Raw genomic sequence first — 17604 nt, forward strand, 5'->3', positions numbered from 1 at the left:
TTCTGATGACCAACCGTCTGGTGTTGTCCGGTACCGTGTGCAGGACCCCACTTCGCAAGGTCAGCCCATCAGGAATTCCTCACTGCCAGTTCGTGCTTGAGCATCGTTCAGTGCAGGAGGAAGCCGGGTTTAACCGGCAGGCGTGGTGCCAAATGCCCGTTATTATTAGCGGTCACGAAAACCAGGCCATTACTCACAGTATAACGGTCGGTAGCGCAGTAACGGTTCAGGGGTTCATCTCTTGCCACAAGGCAAAGAACGGCCTGAGCAAACTTGTTCTGCATGCCGAGCAGATTGATTTGATAGATTCTGGAGACTAGCCAAATGGCACGTTATTTCCGTCGTCGCAAGTTCTGCCGTTTCACCGCGGAAGGCGTTCAAGAGATCGACTATAAAGATATCGCAACGCTGAAAAACTACATCACCGAAAGCGGTAAGATTGTCCCAAGCCGTATCACCGGTACTCGTGCAAAATACCAGCGTCAGCTGGCTCGCGCTATCAAACGCGCTCGCTACCTGTCTCTGCTGCCGTACACTGATCGTCATCAGTAATCGGGCACGGTCCATTAATACGACTTTAAGAGGATAAGGTAATGCAAGTTATTCTGCTTGATAAAGTAGCAAACCTGGGCAGCCTGGGTGATCAGGTAAACGTTAAAGCGGGCTACGCTCGTAACTTCCTGGTTCCACAGGGTAAAGCTGTTCCTGCTACCAAGAAAAACGTAGAGTTTTTCGAAGCACGTCGTGCTGAACTGGAAGCCAAACTGGCTGACGTTCTGGCGGCTGCTAACGCTCGCGCTGAGAAAATCAACGCACTGGGCACCGTTACCATCGCGTCTAAATCTGGCGACGAAGGTAAACTGTTCGGTTCCATCGGTACTCGCGACATCGCTGACGCTGTAACTGCAGCTGGCGTTGACGTGGCTAAGAGCGAAGTTCGTCTGCCGAACGGCGTTCTGCGTACCACCGGTGAGCACGAAGTGGACTTCCAGGTTCACAGCGAAGTCTTCGCGAAACTGGTTGTTAACGTTGTTGCTGAGTAAGTAATTACTCTTCACCACGTCGAAGCGCCGGCCTTGTGCCGGCGTTTTGCTTTTTAACGCGTTCTGTTCCCTTCTTTGTGACTTGTATGGTGGCTATTCCTTGCGCATTCCCTGATAATAAAATGAAACACTATTTTATCTTTGGGATTTGTCATGGATACCGCTCTGCCTGCACCGCTTTTCTCCCGTAAAAACATTGTGTTCGCCAGCGCTACGCTGTGCTGTCTGCTATGGGGTAGCTCCTATCCCGCGATCAAGAGTGGCTACGAACTCTTTCATATCGCCACCAACGACATTCCATCAAAAGTGGTCTTTGCGGGTTATCGCTTTGTTTTTGCTGGCCTGCTATTGCTGCTGCTTGCTTTGGCCCAGCGCAAGCCGATTGGTCGGCTCAGCCCGCGCCAGTTCGGGCAACTGACGATACTGGGCCTGACGCAGACCACAATCCAGTACACGTTCTTTTATATCGGCCTGGCATACACAACGGGTGCCAAAGGGTCGATCATGAACGCGACCGCCACCTTCTTCAGCGTTATGCTGGCGCACTTTATCTATCAGAACGACAAGATCAGCTACAACAAAGCCCTCGGTTGTATCCTCGGGTTTGCCGGGGTGATGATCGTGAACTTTAACAGCGGCTTGCAGGACTTCCACTTCGTCTGGAACGGGGATGGTTTTGTGGTGCTGGCGGCGTTTATCCTCTCTGCCGCCACGCTGTACGGTAAACGCATCTCTCAGACGGTGGATCCGATGGTGATGACGGGCTGGCAGCTGGCGATAGGTGGGGTGATGCTGGTGGTGGGAGGCTATATCACCGGCGGAACGCTGGCCGTTCCCAGCGTCAAAGCGGCGGCCATCCTGGGCTACCTGACTCTGCTCTCCTCGGTGGCGTTTGCACTGTGGAGTTTGCTGCTGAAATATAACCGCGTCAGTATGATCGCCCCGTTCAACTTCTTAGTGCCGGTGGCCGGAACCGTCCTTTCGGCCATTTTCCTCGGCGAAAATATCCTGGAGATCAAATACGTTGTGGCGCTGGTGCTGGTCTGCTCGGGGATCTGGTGGGTGAATAAAGTCAGTGAAAAGCAGGCCCGGTAAGCGTTACGCCACCGGGCGAACCGCTATCTGGCGCGGATGAAGCTGCCGTCAGACTGACGGGTAAACAGCACCTGCTGGCCGTTGCCGCTGTCAATGGTCAGCCCTGTCACCACGCCGCTCGCATTCTGGCGGATCTGCACCATCTGGCCGTTTTGCAGGTTGCTCAGCGGCTTGCCTGGCCCCTCAACCTGCGCCATGGCATAGACGTCGGTTGGCGGCAGGTTGTGATCGCGGAACAGCTGCGCCATCGTTTTGCCCGACTCTACACGGTAGGAACGCCACTGCTGTTCAATACCGGGAGGGGATTGCTGGGATTGTACCGGCGCGGCGGCCTGCTCCTGGGGCTGCTCTTCCTGAATCGGTTCCGGCTCAACAGGCGCGACCTGGCCGGGATCGTTAGAGGGTGACACCAGCTGCGTTTGCATCGGCTGTGAATCTGGCTGCGGCTGCGTCTGCGAACGGAAATCCAGTTCGGCATCACGACGCACGGGCGCTGTGGCGTTGTCGTCCGCGCCGCCTGGCAGCAGAAAACCGACAATCACCATCAGCGCACCGATAATAATGCCTCTGCGGTGCAGCGGCGGCAGCGGGTCCATGATGCGAAAGTTATCTGGCGCATGCCAGATTTTCGTCAGGGTAGGTTTTAGTTCAAATGGCCCGGGCATGGCTCTCCTCCTGCTCCGCGTCTTTTTTCCTGTCCCAAGAAGTATAGTTTGCTAACTGCCTGATGAGCGTAACAAAGCCAGCTTCCGTGACACGCATTCGGGAAAAATCCAGATAGCCTCTATTGTTTCCGTTTCGTCGTAATTTGTCATCTTTCCATAAGACAAAGTTTTACCGGATGGAAGGTGGCTGTTATGCTGCCCGCTACTTTAAATGTGATGGAAGGAAATCCCATGACCACCCCGACTTTTGACACAATCGAAGCGCAGGCAAGCTACGGCATTGGTTTGCAGGTAGGACAGCAGCTGAGCGAATCAGGTCTGCAGGGTCTGTTACCTGAAGCGCTGGTGGCGGGTATCGCCGATGCGCTGGAAGGTAAACAGCCAGCGGTTCCGGTAGATGTGGTTCACCGCGCGCTGCGTGAAATCCACGAACGTGCAGACGCTGTGCGTCGTGCCCGTTTCGAAGAGATGGCTGCGGCAGGCGAGAAATTCCTTGAAGAGAACCGTGAGCGTGAAGGCGTGAACAGCACCGAAACCGGTCTGCAGTTCCGCGTTATCACCCAGGGCGAAGGTCCAATCCCGGCGCGTACCGACCACGTTCGCGTGCACTACACCGGTAAACTGATTGACGGCACCGTATTCGACAGCTCTGTTGCCCGCGGCGAACCGGCAGAATTCCCGGTAAACGGCGTGATCCCAGGCTGGATCGAAGCCCTGACCCTGATGCCGGTTGGTTCTAAATGGGAGCTGACTATCCCACAGAACCTGGCCTACGGCGAGCGTGGCGCTGGCGCCTCTATTCCGCCATTCAGCACCCTGGTCTTTGAAGTTGAGCTGCTGGAAATCCTGTAAGCGACCTCTCCTCTTCCTCTCCCCACCAGGGGAGAGGAAATTAGTTAAAAAACCTATAGTTATGCCCCAGGCAACAGATTATCTTGCAAAAGGTCACAGTAAGTGTATTTTTGTGAGCTGTTTTGCGTGGCTTAAGTGATACGTCACTCAGTTTCAACATATTGTTAACATAATATTTAAATCAAAGTATTCATCCCGCCGATTCTTACCTAATATCGATGAGTCCTTAACCGGGCCGTCGCTTTTCGACGTAATAAAGGGCCAGAAGAGCCTAAACAACACAGGCAGTAACAACAGGAAAACATCACATGGTAGATCAGGTAAAAGTCGTTGCCGACGAAGAGGCACCGTCTGAACAATCGCTACGGCGAAATCTCACAAACCGTCATATTCAGCTTATCGCCATCGGCGGCGCTATCGGTACCGGGCTGTTTATGGGGTCAGGCAAAACCATCAGTCTTGCCGGGCCATCGATCATTTTTGTCTATATGATCATCGGCTTTATGCTCTTTTTCGTGATGCGGGCAATGGGCGAGCTGCTGCTCTCGAATCTCGAATACAAATCCTTTAGCGACTTTGCCTCCGACCTTCTCGGGCCGTGGGCGGGCTACTTCACCGGCTGGACCTACTGGTTCTGCTGGGTGGTGACCGGGATGGCCGACGTCGTCGCCATTACGGCTTACGCGCAGTTCTGGTTCCCGGGACTGTCGGACTGGGTGGCCTCGCTGGCGGTGATTATCCTGCTGCTGAGCCTTAACCTCGCCACCGTAAAAATGTTCGGTGAGATGGAGTTCTGGTTCGCGATGATCAAAATCGTCGCCATTGTCGGCCTGATTGTGGTCGGCCTGGTGATGATCATGACCCACTTTACCTCTCCGAGCGGCGTGCAGGCCTCGTTCACCCATCTGTGGAATGACGGGGGCTGGTTCCCGAAAGGGCTGAGCGGATTCTTTGCCGGCTTCCAGATTGCGGTCTTCGCCTTTGTGGGGATTGAGCTGGTGGGCACCACCGCCGCCGAAACCAAAGACCCGGAGAAATCGCTGCCGCGCGCGATCAACTCTATTCCGATTCGTATCATCATGTTCTACGTCTTCGCGCTGATCGTCATTATGTCGGTGACGCCGTGGAGCTCCGTGGTACCCAGCAAGAGCCCGTTCGTTGAGCTGTTTGTGCTGGTCGGTTTACCGGCGGCGGCAAGCCTGATTAACTTCGTGGTGCTGACCTCCGCGGCCTCTTCGGCTAACAGCGGCGTGTTCTCCACCAGCCGTATGCTGTTTGGTCTGGCGCAGGAAGGGGTAGCGCCGAGCGCATTCGCGAAGCTCTCTAAACGTGCGGTACCGGCGAAAGGGCTGACCTTCTCCTGTATCTGTCTGCTGGGCGGCGTGGTGATGCTCTACGTGAACCCAAGCGTGATTGGCGCGTTCACCATGATCACCACGGTTTCGGCGATCCTGTTCATGTTCGTCTGGACCATCATCCTCTGCTCGTACCTGGTGTACCGCAAACAGCGTCCGCACCTGCATGAAAAATCCATCTATAAGATGCCGTGGGGCAAGCTGATGTGCTGGGTCTGCATGGCGTTCTTCGTGTTTGTGCTGGTACTGCTGACGCTGGAAGAGGATACCCGTCAGGCGCTGATGGTCACGCCGCTGTGGTTTATCGCGCTGGGGCTGGGCTGGCTGTTTATCGGTAAGAAACGTATGGCTGGCATGCGTTAATTGTGTTGTGCCGGGTGGCGGCTGCGCCTTACCCGGCCTACGGTTCTTTGCTCTTGTAAGTCCGGTAAGCGCTAACGCTACCGGGCTTTTTTATTCCCCGGCCAACGCCCGGGGGAACAGGACGTTATTCTCCAGACTGATGTGCTCCATCAGATCGTCGATCATCTCGTTAATGCCATTGTACATCGCGCGCCAGGTGGTGCAGGCATCCGCAGGTGGGGTCACGTTATGGGTGATGTGCTTGATCACCTCAACCAGTTCACCGGCGTCGTCGTGCTCGCTTTCCATCACGCTGATCGGCCCCATCGCCTGGCTGCCCATTCCCTGTTTGATCATCGGGAACAGGATCTGCTCCTCTTTCATCATGTGGCTGGAGAGCTCTTCGTGCAGCAGGGTCAGGTTCTTCGCCAGGCCGCGCGGTACAGAGGCTTTTTCGGCATGAACGCGCTCAACTTTGGTGGCCTGCAGGATCAGCTCCGGCAGCTGTTCGCGGTGGCGATCGTGAAAGCGCACGATGATGTGATCGATGATTTCGGCCAGCGCCACGCTGCGCCAGTCTTTTTCCAGCGGCTGCTCGGCCAGCTTCGCCAGTTCTGCTTCGATGAGGTCCAGATCCAGCTCTTTACGCGACGCGGCACGCGCCAGGGTTTGCTTACCGCCGCAGCAGTAATCCATATCGTATTTACGAAACAGCGCGGAAGCGCGTGGGATGGAGAGCGCCAGCTCGCCTAAAGGTTGGTCGCGGAAGGCCATGGTCGTTACCTCATCGTTATTTGATAAGATGTATTTTAAATGCATCTTTTAGGCGAAGCTATAACCCTTTATAGGCAGGGGTAAAAAAGCGATATAGATCACAAAAAAATGCCGATTTAACTCTATGAATGGATTTAAAAAACGGGTTTAGAAACTTTTTAAAGGCACAGAGACGGTAAACAACCCGCTGCGCCTGCCGATAGATACAGGTCAGACAATACCTGCATATAAAAAAGGCAACGCATGTTTAAACGTATAAAAGTGATAACCCTTCTGATTTCGGTGCTGCTGGCGCTCGGGATCATGCAACTGATCTCCGCCGGCATTTTCATCAACGCGCTTAATAACGACAAAGAGAACTTCACCGTTTCCCAGGTCTCCAGCCAGAATGTGGCCGAGTTCACCGACGCCTGGATCAGCCTTAACCAGGCGCGCGTCACCCTGAACCGCGGCATGCTGCGCCTGCAAAGCAGCATGGCTTCGCAGATCAACGGCGGGCAGCTGAACGAGCTGGTCAACACGGCAAAAAATCTGCTGGCAGACGCCCAGTCCCATTACGACAAATACTACGCGCTGCCGGAAACGCCGGGCCTGGATGAAAAACTCTCCAGCCAGCTGGAAGAGCAGTACCGCAACTACTCGGCCACCCTGACCCAGATGAACCTTCTGCTCTCCCAGGGCAACCTCGAAGATATGTTTAAGCAGAACGCCGAGCAGAAGCAGACCGCAATGCAGAAAGTCTATCGTGAATGGCGCCAGGCTCAGGCAGCCCTTACCGATAAAGGCATCGAAGATAACGAAAGCGACTACAAACGCATCCTGTGGATCCTTTCCGGGATGATGCTTCTGGTGATCGCCGTGATTGTCTCCAGTTGGATCGCCATGCGCCGTGTGCTGCTGCTGCCGCTGCAGGAGGTCATCGATCATATTCGCGCTATCGCCGCGGGTGACCTGACACAGCCTGTTGACGTTCAGGGCAAAAACGAAATGGCGATGCTGGCCTATAACGTTCACGAGATGCAGAAGGCGCTGGCGAACACCGTAGGTGTGGTGCGCGAGGGCTCTGACACCATTTATACCGGCGCGGGCGAAATCTCCGCAGGCAGCAACGACCTCTCTTCCCGTACCGAGCAGCAGGCGGCCTCGCTGGAGGAGACCGCGGCCAGCATGGAACAGCTGACCGCCACCGTGAAGCAGAACGCCGATAACGCCCGTCAGGCGTCACGCCTGGCGCTGGATGCCTCAAGCACCGCGAAAAAAGGCGGAAACGTGGTGGAAGGGGTGGTACGCACCATGGACGAGATCGCAAACAGTTCCAGCAAAATCGCCCAGATCACCAACGTGATTGACGGCATCGCCTTCCAGACCAACATCCTGGCGCTGAACGCGGCGGTAGAAGCGGCGCGTGCCGGGGAGCAGGGACGCGGATTTGCGGTGGTGGCAGGGGAAGTTCGCACCCTGGCCCAGCGTAGCGCCCAGGCGGCGAAAGAGATCAAAGGGCTGATTGACGACTCGGGTGCCCGAGTCAGCGCCGGTTCCGCGCTGGTGAATGAGGCCGGGGAGACGATGGCGGAGATCGTCAGCGCCGTAACCCGCGTCACCGACATTATGGGCGAAATTGCTTCCGCCTCAGATGAGCAAAGCCGGGGTATCGATCAGGTCGGCCAGGCGGTGGCCGAGATGGATCGCGTGACCCAACAGAACGCCTCGCTGGTGGAGGAGTCTGCGGCGGCAGCGGCAGCGCTGGAAGAGCAGGCGGCACGCCTGAACGAGGCGGTGGCGGTATTTAAGATTGCGAAGGGCCCGGTGGCTAAGGCTGCGCCGGTGAAAACCTATGCTGCAAAAGCCAAACCGGTACAGGCGACGACCGACGCCAACTGGGAAACCTTCTGACAGAGGCCGGGTGGCGCTAACGCTTACCCGGCCTACGAAACGTATGACTTTGTAGGCCCGGCAAGCGCAGCGCCGCCGGGCAATAATTACAGCTCTGAAGCCGGAACGACCGAAATTTTTTCCGGCTTTGCTTTTACCGCAATCACCACCCCCACCACCAGCAACACAATTCCCGTGCTGGTTAACAGCGGCGGCAGGCTCTGGCGCATCAGGAAGGTATAAAGCAGACCGGCCAGGGTTTCGAAGACAATCAGCGGCCCTAAGATCACCGTCGGTAATTTCTGGCTGGCGACGTTCCAGCACAGGGCGCCCACCCACGAGCAGCAGACGGCAATCGCCAGCATCAGACCGAGAAAGACCCACGGGCGTGGCCCCAGCGGCAGGGCAAAGTCCGGCTGTTGCACGTTCAGCCATGCGCAGGCGACAAGGTAGCCCAGTAACGAGACCGGCAGCGTCACCAGCGCCTGGGCGGTGGCCCACATCATCGGATGTTTGTCGGGGTTTTCCCGCAGCCAACGGGCGTTACGCAGGGCGTACCATGCCCAGCAGACCACCGACACCGACGCCAGCAGGATCCCCGAAACATAGCGCCAGCCACTACCTCCGGCCACGCCGTGACGCAGCTCGGCGATATTCACGCACACCAGCCCCAGCGCAATGGCAAACAGCCCCGGGAGCATCTTCGACCACGCCAGCTTGCCATCGCGCTGGCTGTAGAGCAGATTGGCGAACACCGGGATCACCACCGGCAGCGTACCGATGATCATGGTCGACACCGGGGCCCCGGTACGCTGGATCGCGCTTGCCAGGCAGACGTAATAGATCAGGTTGCCCATCATCGTCAGTGACAGGGCGGTGAGCCAGTCCCGGCCTTTCAGCTGGCGTAACCGCGCCCGGCCGAGCCAGGCGATCGGCAGAGCGATCAGCCCCAGCGCCAGATAGCGCCCCATCGACTGTAGCGCCGCCGGGTATTCCGGGACGATCAGCGGCCCGACAAAAATCAGTCCCCACATTAACCCTGCAAGCAGGGCATACAACACGCCGCTAATCATTTTTTCCTTCCTCTGCTCTGAACCTGCTGGCAGTGTAGAAAGGCAACAGAGGGCGGTATTGTATGAGATTGCGCATTAGCGCTGCGTTACCTGTTTCTGGTAGCGCACCGGCGTAATGCCATAGCGACGGGTAAAGGCCCGGGTCAGGTGCGACTGATCGGTCAGGCCCGTCGCGGCGGCCACCTCTGCCGCCGGGAGTCCCTGGGTGAGAAAGGCTTTGGCGCGCCACAGGCGGATCGCCATCAGCATCTGATGCGGTGTGACGTGAAAATGGGCTTTGAACTGGCGCTGGAAATGGTACGGGCTGAGCGACACCACCTGCGCGAGCTCATCGAGGGTCAGAGAGTACATGTAGTTGTCATGCAGATAGTCGCGCACGCGCTCGAAGCGATGCGCCCCTTCTTTTGCGACCGGCGCATGGCGCGCCAGCGGCTGGAAGGTCTCAATCAGATCCAGCAGCAGGCCCTTTTGCGCCAGCGGATCGTCGGTGTGCCACAGGCCGTAGATCAACTGACAGATCTGCTGCGAACGGCGGGGATCGTGGCGGGTGACGTCGCTGAACCACCAGTGGCGAATGCCTGTCACCTCCTCCAGCAGATCCGGTTCGAGATAGATCATCCGGTAGCGCCAGCCGTCAGCGGTTTCGGCCTCGCCGGTATGCAGCTCGTCGGGATTCATGGTGACGACGGAGTGAACGGGGGCGACGTACTGCGTGCCGCGATAGCGGAAGCGCTCGGCACCGGCCTCTATGGCACCGATGCCGAAGGCCTCGTGGGTGTGGGGTTCAAAGGCGTAGCGGGAGATATGGGCGTGATACAGCTCCACGCCCGGCACCTGCGCCAGATGGCGAAAGCGCGCGCTGTCTCTCTCATCGAAAAACTGTTCAGGTACGCCTTGCACGGTGAGCCTCCTCGCGGGTCAGAATGTCATTATCAGAGATGACCCGCAGGGATGCCACACTAATTAACCATGTTTTAACAATTACAGGATGTGCTTCACGCTCTCCGCAAGCGTGGTGGTCGGGCGGCCCAGCAGCGCGCTCAGGGTGCGGCTGTCATCAAACAGACCGCCTTTCGAGGCACCGACATCGGAGTCGGCCAGCATCTCCGCCAGACCTGACGGCAGACCCACTCCCTTCAGCGCGGCGGCAAAATCGGCTTCGCTCAGGTTCTGATAGACCACGTTTTTACCGCTCTGGCGGCTCAGCTCGGCAGCAAGCTCGCTTAACGTCCACGCCTGGTCGCCTGCCAGCTCATAAACTTTACCGGCATGACCCTCTTCGCTGATAACGCAGGCCGCAGCGGCGGCATAGTCGGCGCGGGTGGCGGAGGCGATTTTGCCTTCACCGGCAGCACCAATAAACACGCCGTGTTCCAGCGCAGGCGGGGCGCTGGCGAGGTAGTTTTCGGTGTACCAGCCGTTACGCAGCAGGGCGAAAGGAATACCGGATTCGGCCAGCGCTTTTTCGGTGGCGACGTGCTCCACATGCAGGCCCAGCGGGGAAGTGTCGGCATGCAGCAGGCTGGTGTAGGCGATAAATTTCACGCCCGCCGCCTTCGCCGCATTAATGACGTTCTGGTGCTGCGGTGCGCGCTGGCCCACTTCGCTGGAAGAGATCAGCAGCAGTTTATCCACGCCCGCGAGTGCAGCGGTGAAGGCAGCCTGGTCGGTATAATCGGCCTGACGCACGGTCACGCCCTGCTGGCTCAGCGCCTCAGCCTTTGCCGGGTGACGTACAATGGCGACCAGCTGGCTGGCCGGAACGGTTTTCAGCAGCTGTTCAATAACAAGTTGGCCAAGCTGGCCGGTAGCGCCGGTAATCGCGATCATGATGAATATCCTTCGTATCGGGTGAATGTTGTGGCACACTATCACTCAAACTAACTTTTAGTAAGTACGTACAAAAAGGTAAGTATCTCATGGCAAACCCAACCCTCAGCGAGCAAATGCGCGACGGCAATCTCTTTGCCGAGCAGTGTCCCTCCCGGGATGTACTCAAGCATGTGACCAGCCGCTGGGGCGTGCTGATCCTGGTGGCGTTACGTCAGGGAACACATCGCTTTAGCGATCTGCGGCGCAAGATGGGCGGGGTGAGCGAGAAGATGCTGGCCCAGTCGCTACAGGCGCTGGAGCAGGATGGCTTTGTCAATCGAGTGTCGTATCCGGTAGTACCCCCGCACGTGGAGTACAGCCTGACCCCATTGGGGGAAGAGGTGAGTGAGAAGGTGGCGGCGCTGGCCGACTGGATCGAGCTGAATTTGCCCCAAGTGATGAGTAACCGGGATGAACGGGTTTTGTAGGCCCGGCAAGCGCAGCGCCGCCGGGCAAAACAACGGCTACTTACTTAGATCGACCTGATAAATCGCGAACCCAATCTCATCGGTCGCGACCTGCTGCATCGGGTACTGCGCTTTCTCTTTGATAAACGCCGCCGCTTTTTCCGTTGGTGCGGTCTCAAAGCGGATATCCAGCTTCACATCGCTGTGAACAGGGGCCAGACGCCAGTTGTTATCCGCTGCCGGATGGATTTCGCCGCTCTTTTTCGACTGCTCGCCAATCCACGTTGCCAACACCGAACGGTTCTCATCCGGTGAGGCGAAGGCGATATGGCTGTCGCCGGTCCCGGCAAACTTACCGCCGTAAGCGCGGTAGTTATTGGTCGCCACCAGGAAGGTCGCTTTCGGATCAATTGGCTTACCGTTAAAGGTCAGGTTTTTAATGCGTTCGGCCTGGGCATTCACCACCTGGCACTCGCCGTCATATTTCGCCGGTTGGGAGACATCAATCTGGTACTCCACCCCGTCGATCACATCGAAGTTATAGGTGCGGAAACCGTCCCAGTTAATCAGCGACTGTGGTTTGGTGCTGGTCGGGTCGATCTGGTTGAACTGGCCCGCGGAACACTCCAGCCACTCCTTCACCTCCTGGCCCGTGGCTTTGACCACCACCAGGGTGTTCGGATAGAGATAGAGATCGGCGGCGTTACGGAAGGTCAGCTGGCCTTTTTCGACTTCAACATAGCTGGCCGGATCGTTCTTGCGTCCACCCACTTTAAACGGCGCCGCAGCGGAGAGGACCGGCAGTTTCGCCAGATCCGGATCGCCCTGAATATAGCGCTCCACGTAGGCTTTCTGCGCCATGTTCACCACCTGCACGGTAGGATCGTCCTGCACCAGCGCCAGATAGCTGTACATGTTGTCGGCAGATTTGCCGATGGGTTTGCTGACAAACTCACGGGTGGCGTCTTGATCGTGCTTCAGCACCTCGACGATATTTTTATCCTCGCCCACCAGCGCTTTTTTAGCGGCCAGATCGTAGATCGGGCGGGCTTCGGCTTTCGACTGGGTGACCTGCCATTTGCCGCCGTCATTATTGAGCACCAGATCGACCACTCCGAGGTGATCCCCCCACATGCCCGGCATCACCGCGGGCACGCCGTTCAGGGTGCCTTTGGCAATATCCGCCCCTTTAATGCTGGCAAAATCTTTGCCCGGGAAGACCGCATGGGCGTGGCCGAAGAGAATGGCGTCCACCCCTTTGACTTCGCTGAGGTAGTAGACCGAGTTTTCCGCCATCGCCTGGTATGGGTCGGCAGAGAGACCGGAGTGGGCTACCACCACCACCAGATCGGCGCCTTTCTCGCGCATCTCCGGCACATACTTGCGGGCGGTTTCGGTAATGTCATTGACCGTCACTTTGCCGCTCAGGTTGGCCTTATCCCAGGTCATGATCTGCGGCGGGACAAAGCCGATATAGCCGATCTTCAGGGTCTGCGGTTTCCCGTCCTGATCGACCACGGTGGTCTCTTTGATCAGATAAGGGGTAAACAGCAGCTTCTGGGTTTTAACGTCGATGATATTGGCGTTAACGTACGGGAATTTGGCCCCTGAAAGCGCCATATGCAGATAGTCCAGCCCGTAGTTAAACTCATGGTTACCCAGGTTACCCACCGCGTAATCCAGGGTGTTCAACGCTTTGTAGACCGGATGCACATCGCCCTTTTTCAGACCTTTCGCCGCCATGTAATCCCCAAGCGGGCTACCCTGAATTAAGTCGCCGTTATCGACCAGGACGCTGTTTTTCACTTCGCTACGGGCTGCGTTAATCAGGCTTGCGGTACGCACCAGACCAAATTTTTCCGTCGGGGCGTCTTTGTAGTAGTCGAAGTCCATCATATTGCTGTGCAGGTCGGTGGTTTCCAGAATGCGGAGATCAACCGTCGCTGCCTGTACGCTCGCCGCAATCAGCGTCGCCAGGAGCGTTGCGCTAAACTTAATCATCAGAGGAGTCCTTTTATTCGATCCAGGCCACAAAAGAATATGTATCTATATTTTTTTGCTTACAGAATTGTGAATCCTGCCAGAAAAAAGGGCCCTGAAACCGGAATTGCTTCACAGATAGCGGATTTATTCACAATACGATATAAATAAAACAAAGAGTTATACCCACTGTGATAACAAAGAGGTGGAGAATGTTAGATAAAATTTGTCAGCTCGCACGGGAAGCGGGCGAGGCCATTATGCAGGTCTACGATGGCAAGATCCCAATGGACACGATCCGTAAAATCGACGACTCCCCGGTGACCGCAGCCGATCTCGCGGCGCACGGGGTGATCCTGAAAGGCCTGCAGGCGTTAACGCCCGACATCCCTGTGCTTTCCGAAGAAGATCCCCAGCCCTGGGAGGAGCGCCAGCACTGGCAGCGTTACTGGCTGGTTGATCCCCTGGACGGCACCAAAGAGTTCCTCAAGCGTAACGGTGAATTCACGGTGAATATTGCCCTGATTGATAAAGGCAAAGCGGTGCTGGGAGTGGTCTACGCCCCGGTGCTGAAGGTAATGTACAGCGCCGCCGACGGCAAAGCGTGGAAAGAGGAGTGCGGGGTGCGCAACCCGATCCAGGTGCGTGACGCCCGACCACCGCTGGTGGTGATCAGCCGCTCCCACTCGGATAACGAACTTGAGGAGTATCTGCATCAGCTGGGTGAGCATCAGACAACGTCGATCGGGTCATCGCTGAAGTTCTGCCTGGTGGCAGAAGGGCAGGCGCAGCTCTATCCCCGCTTTGGGCCAACCAACGTCTGGGATACGGCGGCAGGCCATGCCGTTGCCGCCGCCGCGGGCGCCCATGTTCACGACTGGCAGGGCAAGCCGCTCGACTATACCCCGCGGGAATCCTTCCTTAATCCAGGCTTCCGGGTCTCGCTTTACTGACCGACCAACTTATGCAGCAGGGCGACCACCTGCTGCACCTCCTCCTGGGTCAGCGCGCCGTCTTTCGCCCACTGCACTTTACCTTGCTTGTCCAGCACGACGACGGCTGAGCTCTCTTCTTCCAGCTGCCAGGCGCCGCGGGCTGCGCCGTTGCTGTCGACGATGAACTGTGACCATGGGTAGAGCTTTTTATTACTCTCCAGGCTGCTGCGCACGAACATGCCGGAACCCGGTATCGCATCATCGGTATTCACTATGGTAGTGGTCTGATAAGTATCTTTTGGTAAATGTGCCGACTTGATCGCTTCAATCAGGGTTGCGTTTTTCTCTTTTGCCGAGGTGCGACCGGCAATATGTAGCACCACTCGCACTTTGCCAGGAAGCTGCGCGCTATTCCAGGTTTTGTAGCTAAACTCATTATTGTCGAGGATCAATTCTCCCCGGTCGGCAATGCCCACCGGTGGCACACGTTGTCCCTTCTCAAAATTATGTGCGGAAGCCATCAGTGGCAGCATCAGGCAGGCAGTTGCCAGGATGTTACGTATGGTCATGGTGTTTTCCTTTTTGTTTTATTAGCAGGTGATCCGACCACTTGGTCTGATGTTTTAATCATAAGTGCGATCGCGGCGCTTTACCCGCAATCCCGGTGCCAGAGTGAGGGGGAACGCACATATCTGCACAAAAACGATGGCTTATACTGCCCGAAAGTTACGATTGCAAAGAATATTCTGATTATTTGTCATCAAAAGGTAAATAAACTTATGCAGACTGGGTATCACCATTTTTCTCGTCTATAGTCATTGGGCAACAAAATTTGCGCTCCAGAGGGTCGGCCCGATTGTGGTGCCGCAAGAGCGTATGATTCGCAGGAGATAATAGAATGAAAATTTTTCAACGCTACAATCCGCTTCAGGTAGCTAAATACGTAAAAATCCTGTTCCGTGGACGGTTGTATATCAAGGACGTTGGCGCTTTTGAGTTTGATAAGGGCAAGATCCTTGTCCCAAAAGTGAAGGATAAACAGCACTTTTCTGTGATGTCCGAAGTCAACCGTCAGGTTATGCGTCTGCAAACTGAGATGGCTTAACCAACGTGCTATGCAGTAAAAGAAACGGCTCCCGATGGGAGCCGTTGATGTTTCTGGTTTAGGCCGAGGCGTTCTCTTCAGCATCCGGCATTTTTGGCACGAGCACCGTCGGTTTGTTGTCGATGCGCGTCACCAGCAGCTGGTCGATGCGGTAGTTGTCGATATCCACCACCTCGAACTTATACCCCGAGAACTTCACCGAGTCGGTGCGTTTCGGGATTTTACGCAGCATAAACATCATAAAGCCGCCAATGGTCTCGTAGTTGCCCGACTGCGGGAACTCGTCGATGTCCAGCACGCGCATCACGTCGTCGATAGGCGTACCGCCGTCCACCAGCCATGAGTTCTCATCGCGCGCCACAATCTGCTCTTCCAGACCCTGACCCACCAGATCGCCCATCAGGGTGGTCATAACATCATTGAGGGTGATGATCCCCACCACCAGCGCATATTCGTTCATGATCACCGCGAAGTCTTCGCCGGCGGTTTTGAAACTTTCCAGCGCTTCGGAGAGCGTCAGGGTGTCCGGGACAATCAGGGTATTGCGGATCTGCACGCCGCTGTTCAGCGTCAGGCTCTGGTTCGCCAGCACGCGGTTCAGCAGGTCTTTGGAGTCGACATAGCCGATGATGTGATCGATATCTTCATTACAGACCAGGAACTTGGAGTGCGGATGTTCCGCCACCTTTTTCTTCAGGCTCTGCTCATCTTCGTGCAGATCGAACCAGATCACGTTCTCACGTCCGGTCATGGATGACGGCACGGTACGGGATTCCAATTCAAACACGTTCTCGATCAGCTCATGCTCCTGCTTACGCAGTACCCCCGCCAGCGCGCCGGCTTCGAATACCGCGTAGACATCGTCAGAGGTGATGTCATCTTTACGCACCATCGGCAGCTTAAACAGACGGAAAATGGTATTGGCCAGTCCGTTAAAGAACCACACCAGCGGGCGGAACACGAAGAGACAGAAGCGCATCGGGTTGATGATGCGCAAAGCCACAGCTTCTGGCGCAATCATACCGATGCGTTTCGGGGTCAAATCGGCAAAGAGAATGAACAGGCCAGTCACCAGTGAGAAGGAGAGAATGAAGCTCAGCTGCTCGGAAAGCTCAGGGGAGAAGTATCGGGAGAAAACGCTATGGAATGCGGGCGAGAATGCAGCATCACCCACAATACCGCCAAGAATGGCGACCGCATTGAGGCCGATTTGCACCACGGTAAAGAACATCCCCGGGTTTTCCTGCATTTTCAGGACGCGTTGGGCATTGAGATCGCCATCATCGGCGAGCAGTTTAAGTTTAATTTTACGGGATGCGGCCAGAGAGATTTCTGAAATAGAGAAAAATGCACTGACAGCGATGAGACAAAGTATTACTAAAATACTGTTTAACATATCTTATCCGGCTTCTCGCCAGATCCTCGGAGGGAAGTTGGTCATACAGGTGTGTAGATATTTTGAACACCGGTCCGAAGCGGTAGGCCGGTTATTTCGAGGGGTAGTATAGCGTAAACGGCTGTAAAGTCGCCAGAGATCGCTTTTTGAGCCGGTTTTGCTCGTCAACAGGCAAAACCGGCTTACTGTTATGCCAGCTGAGGCGGCAGGCAGACACCAATGCCACCGATACCGCAGTAGCCGTACGGATTTTTATGCAGATACTGCTGGTGGTCATCTTCCGCATAATAGAACGGTAAGGCGTTGGTGATTTCGGTCGTCACCGGGCGATCGTCGCCGGCGGCGTGCATCGCCTGCTGGAAGCGCGCCAGACTGTCGCGGGCGGCGGCATCCTGTTCCGGCGTGAGCGGATAGATCGCCGAGCGGTACTGGGTACCGTGGTCATTGCCCTGACGCATACCCTGCGCAGGATCGTGGTTTTCCCAGAATACCTGCAGCAGCTGTTCGTAGCTGACGACGTTCGGATCATATACTACCCGTACCGCTTCGGCGTGACCGGTCTGCCCGGAGCAGACTTCGCGGTAGGTTGGGTTCGGGGTATAGCCCCCGGTATAGCCTGCCGCGGTGCTGTAGACGCCCGGCAGTTGCCAGAAGAGGCGCTCCACGCCCCAGAAACAGCCCATCGCGAACAGGGCAATTTCCATCCCCTCCGGGACGTTAGTCATGGAGTGGCCGTTAACGGCATGGAGAGTGGCGACAGGCATAGGGGTGTTACGTCCCGGTAATGCGTCCGCCTGAGCAACCAGGTGCTTTTTATCGAATAAACTCACGGTGTGGC

General features: G+C 56.3%; 19 protein-coding genes. 10 read left to right on the top strand and 9 right to left on the bottom strand.

From position 1 onward, the window contains the following. The first annotated feature begins 5 nt into the window (after positions 1 to 5). From priB to GNG29_RS02420, 4 genes are all read left to right on the top strand, one after another. Entirely contained in the window at positions 6 to 320 is a 315-nt protein-coding gene (gene priB, locus GNG29_RS02405) for a primosomal replication protein N (RefSeq protein WP_103177987.1), read from the top strand. A 4-nt stretch (positions 321 to 324) separates the two neighbouring features. Further along, complete coding sequence (gene rpsR / locus GNG29_RS02410) at positions 325 to 552, top strand: 30S ribosomal protein S18 (RefSeq protein ID WP_000135199.1); 228 nt, start codon at positions 325 to 327, stop codon at positions 550 to 552. 41 nt (positions 553 to 593) lie between these two features. Then, the gene (gene rplI / locus GNG29_RS02415; RefSeq protein WP_103177988.1) at positions 594 to 1043 is read left to right on the top strand and encodes a 50S ribosomal protein L9; all 450 of its coding nucleotides are present in this window, start codon (positions 594 to 596) and stop codon (positions 1041 to 1043) included. A 153-nt stretch (positions 1044 to 1196) separates the two neighbouring features. After that, on the top strand, positions 1197 to 2138 hold the full coding sequence (locus GNG29_RS02420) for a DMT family transporter (protein WP_103823013.1): 942 nt from the start codon (positions 1197 to 1199) through the stop codon (positions 2136 to 2138). 23 nt (positions 2139 to 2161) lie between these two features. On the opposite strand, the gene GNG29_RS02425 is transcribed toward GNG29_RS02420, so the two are convergent. After that, complete coding sequence (locus GNG29_RS02425) at positions 2162 to 2803, bottom strand: OapA family protein (RefSeq protein WP_156653774.1); 642 nt, start codon at positions 2801 to 2803, stop codon at positions 2162 to 2164. A gap of 231 nt (positions 2804 to 3034) precedes the next feature. Here GNG29_RS02425 and fklB point away from each other — a divergent pair, with 231 nt between their 5' ends. Beyond that, a complete protein-coding gene (fklB, locus tag GNG29_RS02430; RefSeq protein WP_168191996.1) occupies positions 3035 to 3655 on the top strand; it encodes an FKBP-type peptidyl-prolyl cis-trans isomerase in 621 nt (206 codons plus the stop codon). A 308-nt stretch (positions 3656 to 3963) separates the two neighbouring features. Beyond that, entirely contained in the window at positions 3964 to 5373 is a 1410-nt protein-coding gene (gene cycA / locus GNG29_RS02435; RefSeq protein WP_103823015.1) for a D-serine/D-alanine/glycine transporter, read from the top strand. 90 nt (positions 5374 to 5463) lie between these two features. On the opposite strand, the gene ytfE is transcribed toward cycA, so the two are convergent. Next, the gene (ytfE, locus tag GNG29_RS02440) at positions 5464 to 6126 is read right to left on the bottom strand and encodes an iron-sulfur cluster repair protein YtfE (protein ID WP_103823313.1); all 663 of its coding nucleotides are present in this window, start codon (positions 6124 to 6126) and stop codon (positions 5464 to 5466) included. Between the two features lie 243 nt (positions 6127 to 6369). On the opposite strand from ytfE, the gene GNG29_RS02445 reads away from it, so the two are divergent. Continuing rightward, a complete protein-coding gene (locus GNG29_RS02445) occupies positions 6370 to 8019 on the top strand; it encodes a methyl-accepting chemotaxis protein (protein ID WP_156653775.1) in 1650 nt (549 codons plus the stop codon). A gap of 86 nt (positions 8020 to 8105) precedes the next feature. Here GNG29_RS02445 and GNG29_RS02450 read toward each other — a convergent pair whose 3' ends face one another. From GNG29_RS02450 to GNG29_RS02460, 3 genes are all read right to left on the bottom strand, one after another. Then, positions 8106 to 9071, bottom strand: coding sequence for a DMT family transporter (locus tag GNG29_RS02450; protein ID WP_156653776.1), 966 nt, complete (start codon positions 9069 to 9071; stop codon positions 8106 to 8108). Between the two features lie 75 nt (positions 9072 to 9146). Further along, on the bottom strand, positions 9147 to 9971 hold the full coding sequence (locus GNG29_RS02455; RefSeq protein WP_156653777.1) for an AraC family transcriptional regulator: 825 nt from the start codon (positions 9969 to 9971) through the stop codon (positions 9147 to 9149). Positions 9972 to 10052: 81 nt separating this feature from the next. Further along, positions 10053 to 10901, bottom strand: coding sequence for an SDR family oxidoreductase (locus GNG29_RS02460; RefSeq protein WP_156653778.1), 849 nt, complete (start codon positions 10899 to 10901; stop codon positions 10053 to 10055). 89 nt (positions 10902 to 10990) lie between these two features. Here GNG29_RS02460 and GNG29_RS02465 point away from each other — a divergent pair, with 89 nt between their 5' ends. Further along, positions 10991 to 11371 carry a helix-turn-helix domain-containing protein gene (locus tag GNG29_RS02465; RefSeq protein ID WP_168194502.1) on the top strand — a complete coding sequence of 127 codons (381 nt, stop codon included), beginning with the start codon at positions 10991 to 10993 and terminating at the stop codon, positions 11369 to 11371. Positions 11372 to 11407: 36 nt separating this feature from the next. On the opposite strand, the gene GNG29_RS02470 is transcribed toward GNG29_RS02465, so the two are convergent. Beyond that, a complete protein-coding gene (locus GNG29_RS02470; protein WP_156653779.1) occupies positions 11408 to 13351 on the bottom strand; it encodes a bifunctional 2',3'-cyclic-nucleotide 2'-phosphodiesterase/3'-nucleotidase in 1944 nt (647 codons plus the stop codon). Positions 13352 to 13542: 191 nt separating this feature from the next. Here GNG29_RS02470 and cysQ point away from each other — a divergent pair, with 191 nt between their 5' ends. Then, entirely contained in the window at positions 13543 to 14283 is a 741-nt protein-coding gene (gene cysQ, locus GNG29_RS02475; protein ID WP_114316070.1) for a 3'(2'),5'-bisphosphate nucleotidase CysQ, read from the top strand. Here the strand turns inward: cysQ and GNG29_RS02480 are convergent. Next, the gene (locus tag GNG29_RS02480) at positions 14277 to 14834 is read right to left on the bottom strand and encodes a YtfJ family protein (protein ID WP_114316069.1); all 558 of its coding nucleotides are present in this window, start codon (positions 14832 to 14834) and stop codon (positions 14277 to 14279) included. The two genes, cysQ and GNG29_RS02480, sit on opposite strands and share 7 nt — an antisense overlap. Positions 14835 to 15163: 329 nt before the next feature. Here GNG29_RS02480 and GNG29_RS02485 point away from each other — a divergent pair, with 329 nt between their 5' ends. After that, positions 15164 to 15370 (top strand): DUF1107 domain-containing protein, encoded by a 207-nt coding sequence (locus GNG29_RS02485; protein ID WP_032616223.1) that lies wholly within the window; start codon positions 15164 to 15166, stop codon positions 15368 to 15370. 58 nt (positions 15371 to 15428) lie between these two features. Here GNG29_RS02485 and GNG29_RS02490 read toward each other — a convergent pair whose 3' ends face one another. Together GNG29_RS02490 and msrA are read right to left on the bottom strand one after the other, a co-directional pair. Further along, on the bottom strand, positions 15429 to 16766 hold the full coding sequence (locus GNG29_RS02490; RefSeq protein WP_103178002.1) for a hemolysin family protein: 1338 nt from the start codon (positions 16764 to 16766) through the stop codon (positions 15429 to 15431). Between the two features lie 188 nt (positions 16767 to 16954). Beyond that, the gene (gene msrA / locus GNG29_RS02495) at positions 16955 to 17596 is read right to left on the bottom strand and encodes a peptide-methionine (S)-S-oxide reductase MsrA (RefSeq protein ID WP_103178003.1); all 642 of its coding nucleotides are present in this window, start codon (positions 17594 to 17596) and stop codon (positions 16955 to 16957) included. Positions 17597 to 17604: the final 8 nt, after the last annotated feature.

Source organism: Leclercia sp. Colony189, assembly GCF_009740165.1.
GTDB lineage: Bacteria > Pseudomonadota > Gammaproteobacteria > Enterobacterales > Enterobacteriaceae > Enterobacter.

Coding starts and splice junctions, on each gene's coding strand:
- GNG29_RS02485 (WP_032616223.1), top strand. CDS start 15,164: ATGAAAATTTTTCAACGCTACAATCCGCTTCAGGTAGCTAAATACGTA.
- rpsR (WP_000135199.1), top strand. CDS start 325: ATGGCACGTTATTTCCGTCGTCGCAAGTTCTGCCGTTTCACCGCGGAA.
- GNG29_RS02420 (WP_103823013.1), top strand. CDS start 1,197: ATGGATACCGCTCTGCCTGCACCGCTTTTCTCCCGTAAAAACATTGTG.
- GNG29_RS02445 (WP_156653775.1), top strand. CDS start 6,370: ATGTTTAAACGTATAAAAGTGATAACCCTTCTGATTTCGGTGCTGCTG.
- GNG29_RS02465 (WP_168194502.1), top strand. CDS start 10,991: ATGGCAAACCCAACCCTCAGCGAGCAAATGCGCGACGGCAATCTCTTT.
- ytfE (WP_103823313.1), bottom strand. CDS start 6,126: ATGGCCTTCCGCGACCAACCTTTAGGCGAGCTGGCGCTCTCCATCCCA.
- GNG29_RS02425 (WP_156653774.1), bottom strand. CDS start 2,803: ATGCCCGGGCCATTTGAACTAAAACCTACCCTGACGAAAATCTGGCAT.
- rplI (WP_103177988.1), top strand. CDS start 594: ATGCAAGTTATTCTGCTTGATAAAGTAGCAAACCTGGGCAGCCTGGGT.
- cysQ (WP_114316070.1), top strand. CDS start 13,543: ATGTTAGATAAAATTTGTCAGCTCGCACGGGAAGCGGGCGAGGCCATT.
- GNG29_RS02480 (WP_114316069.1), bottom strand. CDS start 14,834: ATGACCATACGTAACATCCTGGCAACTGCCTGCCTGATGCTGCCACTG.
- priB (WP_103177987.1), top strand. CDS start 6: ATGACCAACCGTCTGGTGTTGTCCGGTACCGTGTGCAGGACCCCACTT.
- GNG29_RS02490 (WP_103178002.1), bottom strand. CDS start 16,766: ATGTTAAACAGTATTTTAGTAATACTTTGTCTCATCGCTGTCAGTGCA.
- fklB (WP_168191996.1), top strand. CDS start 3,035: ATGACCACCCCGACTTTTGACACAATCGAAGCGCAGGCAAGCTACGGC.
- GNG29_RS02450 (WP_156653776.1), bottom strand. CDS start 9,071: ATGATTAGCGGCGTGTTGTATGCCCTGCTTGCAGGGTTAATGTGGGGA.
- GNG29_RS02460 (WP_156653778.1), bottom strand. CDS start 10,901: ATGATCGCGATTACCGGCGCTACCGGCCAGCTTGGCCAACTTGTTATT.
- cycA (WP_103823015.1), top strand. CDS start 3,964: ATGGTAGATCAGGTAAAAGTCGTTGCCGACGAAGAGGCACCGTCTGAA.
- GNG29_RS02470 (WP_156653779.1), bottom strand. CDS start 13,351: ATGATTAAGTTTAGCGCAACGCTCCTGGCGACGCTGATTGCGGCGAGC.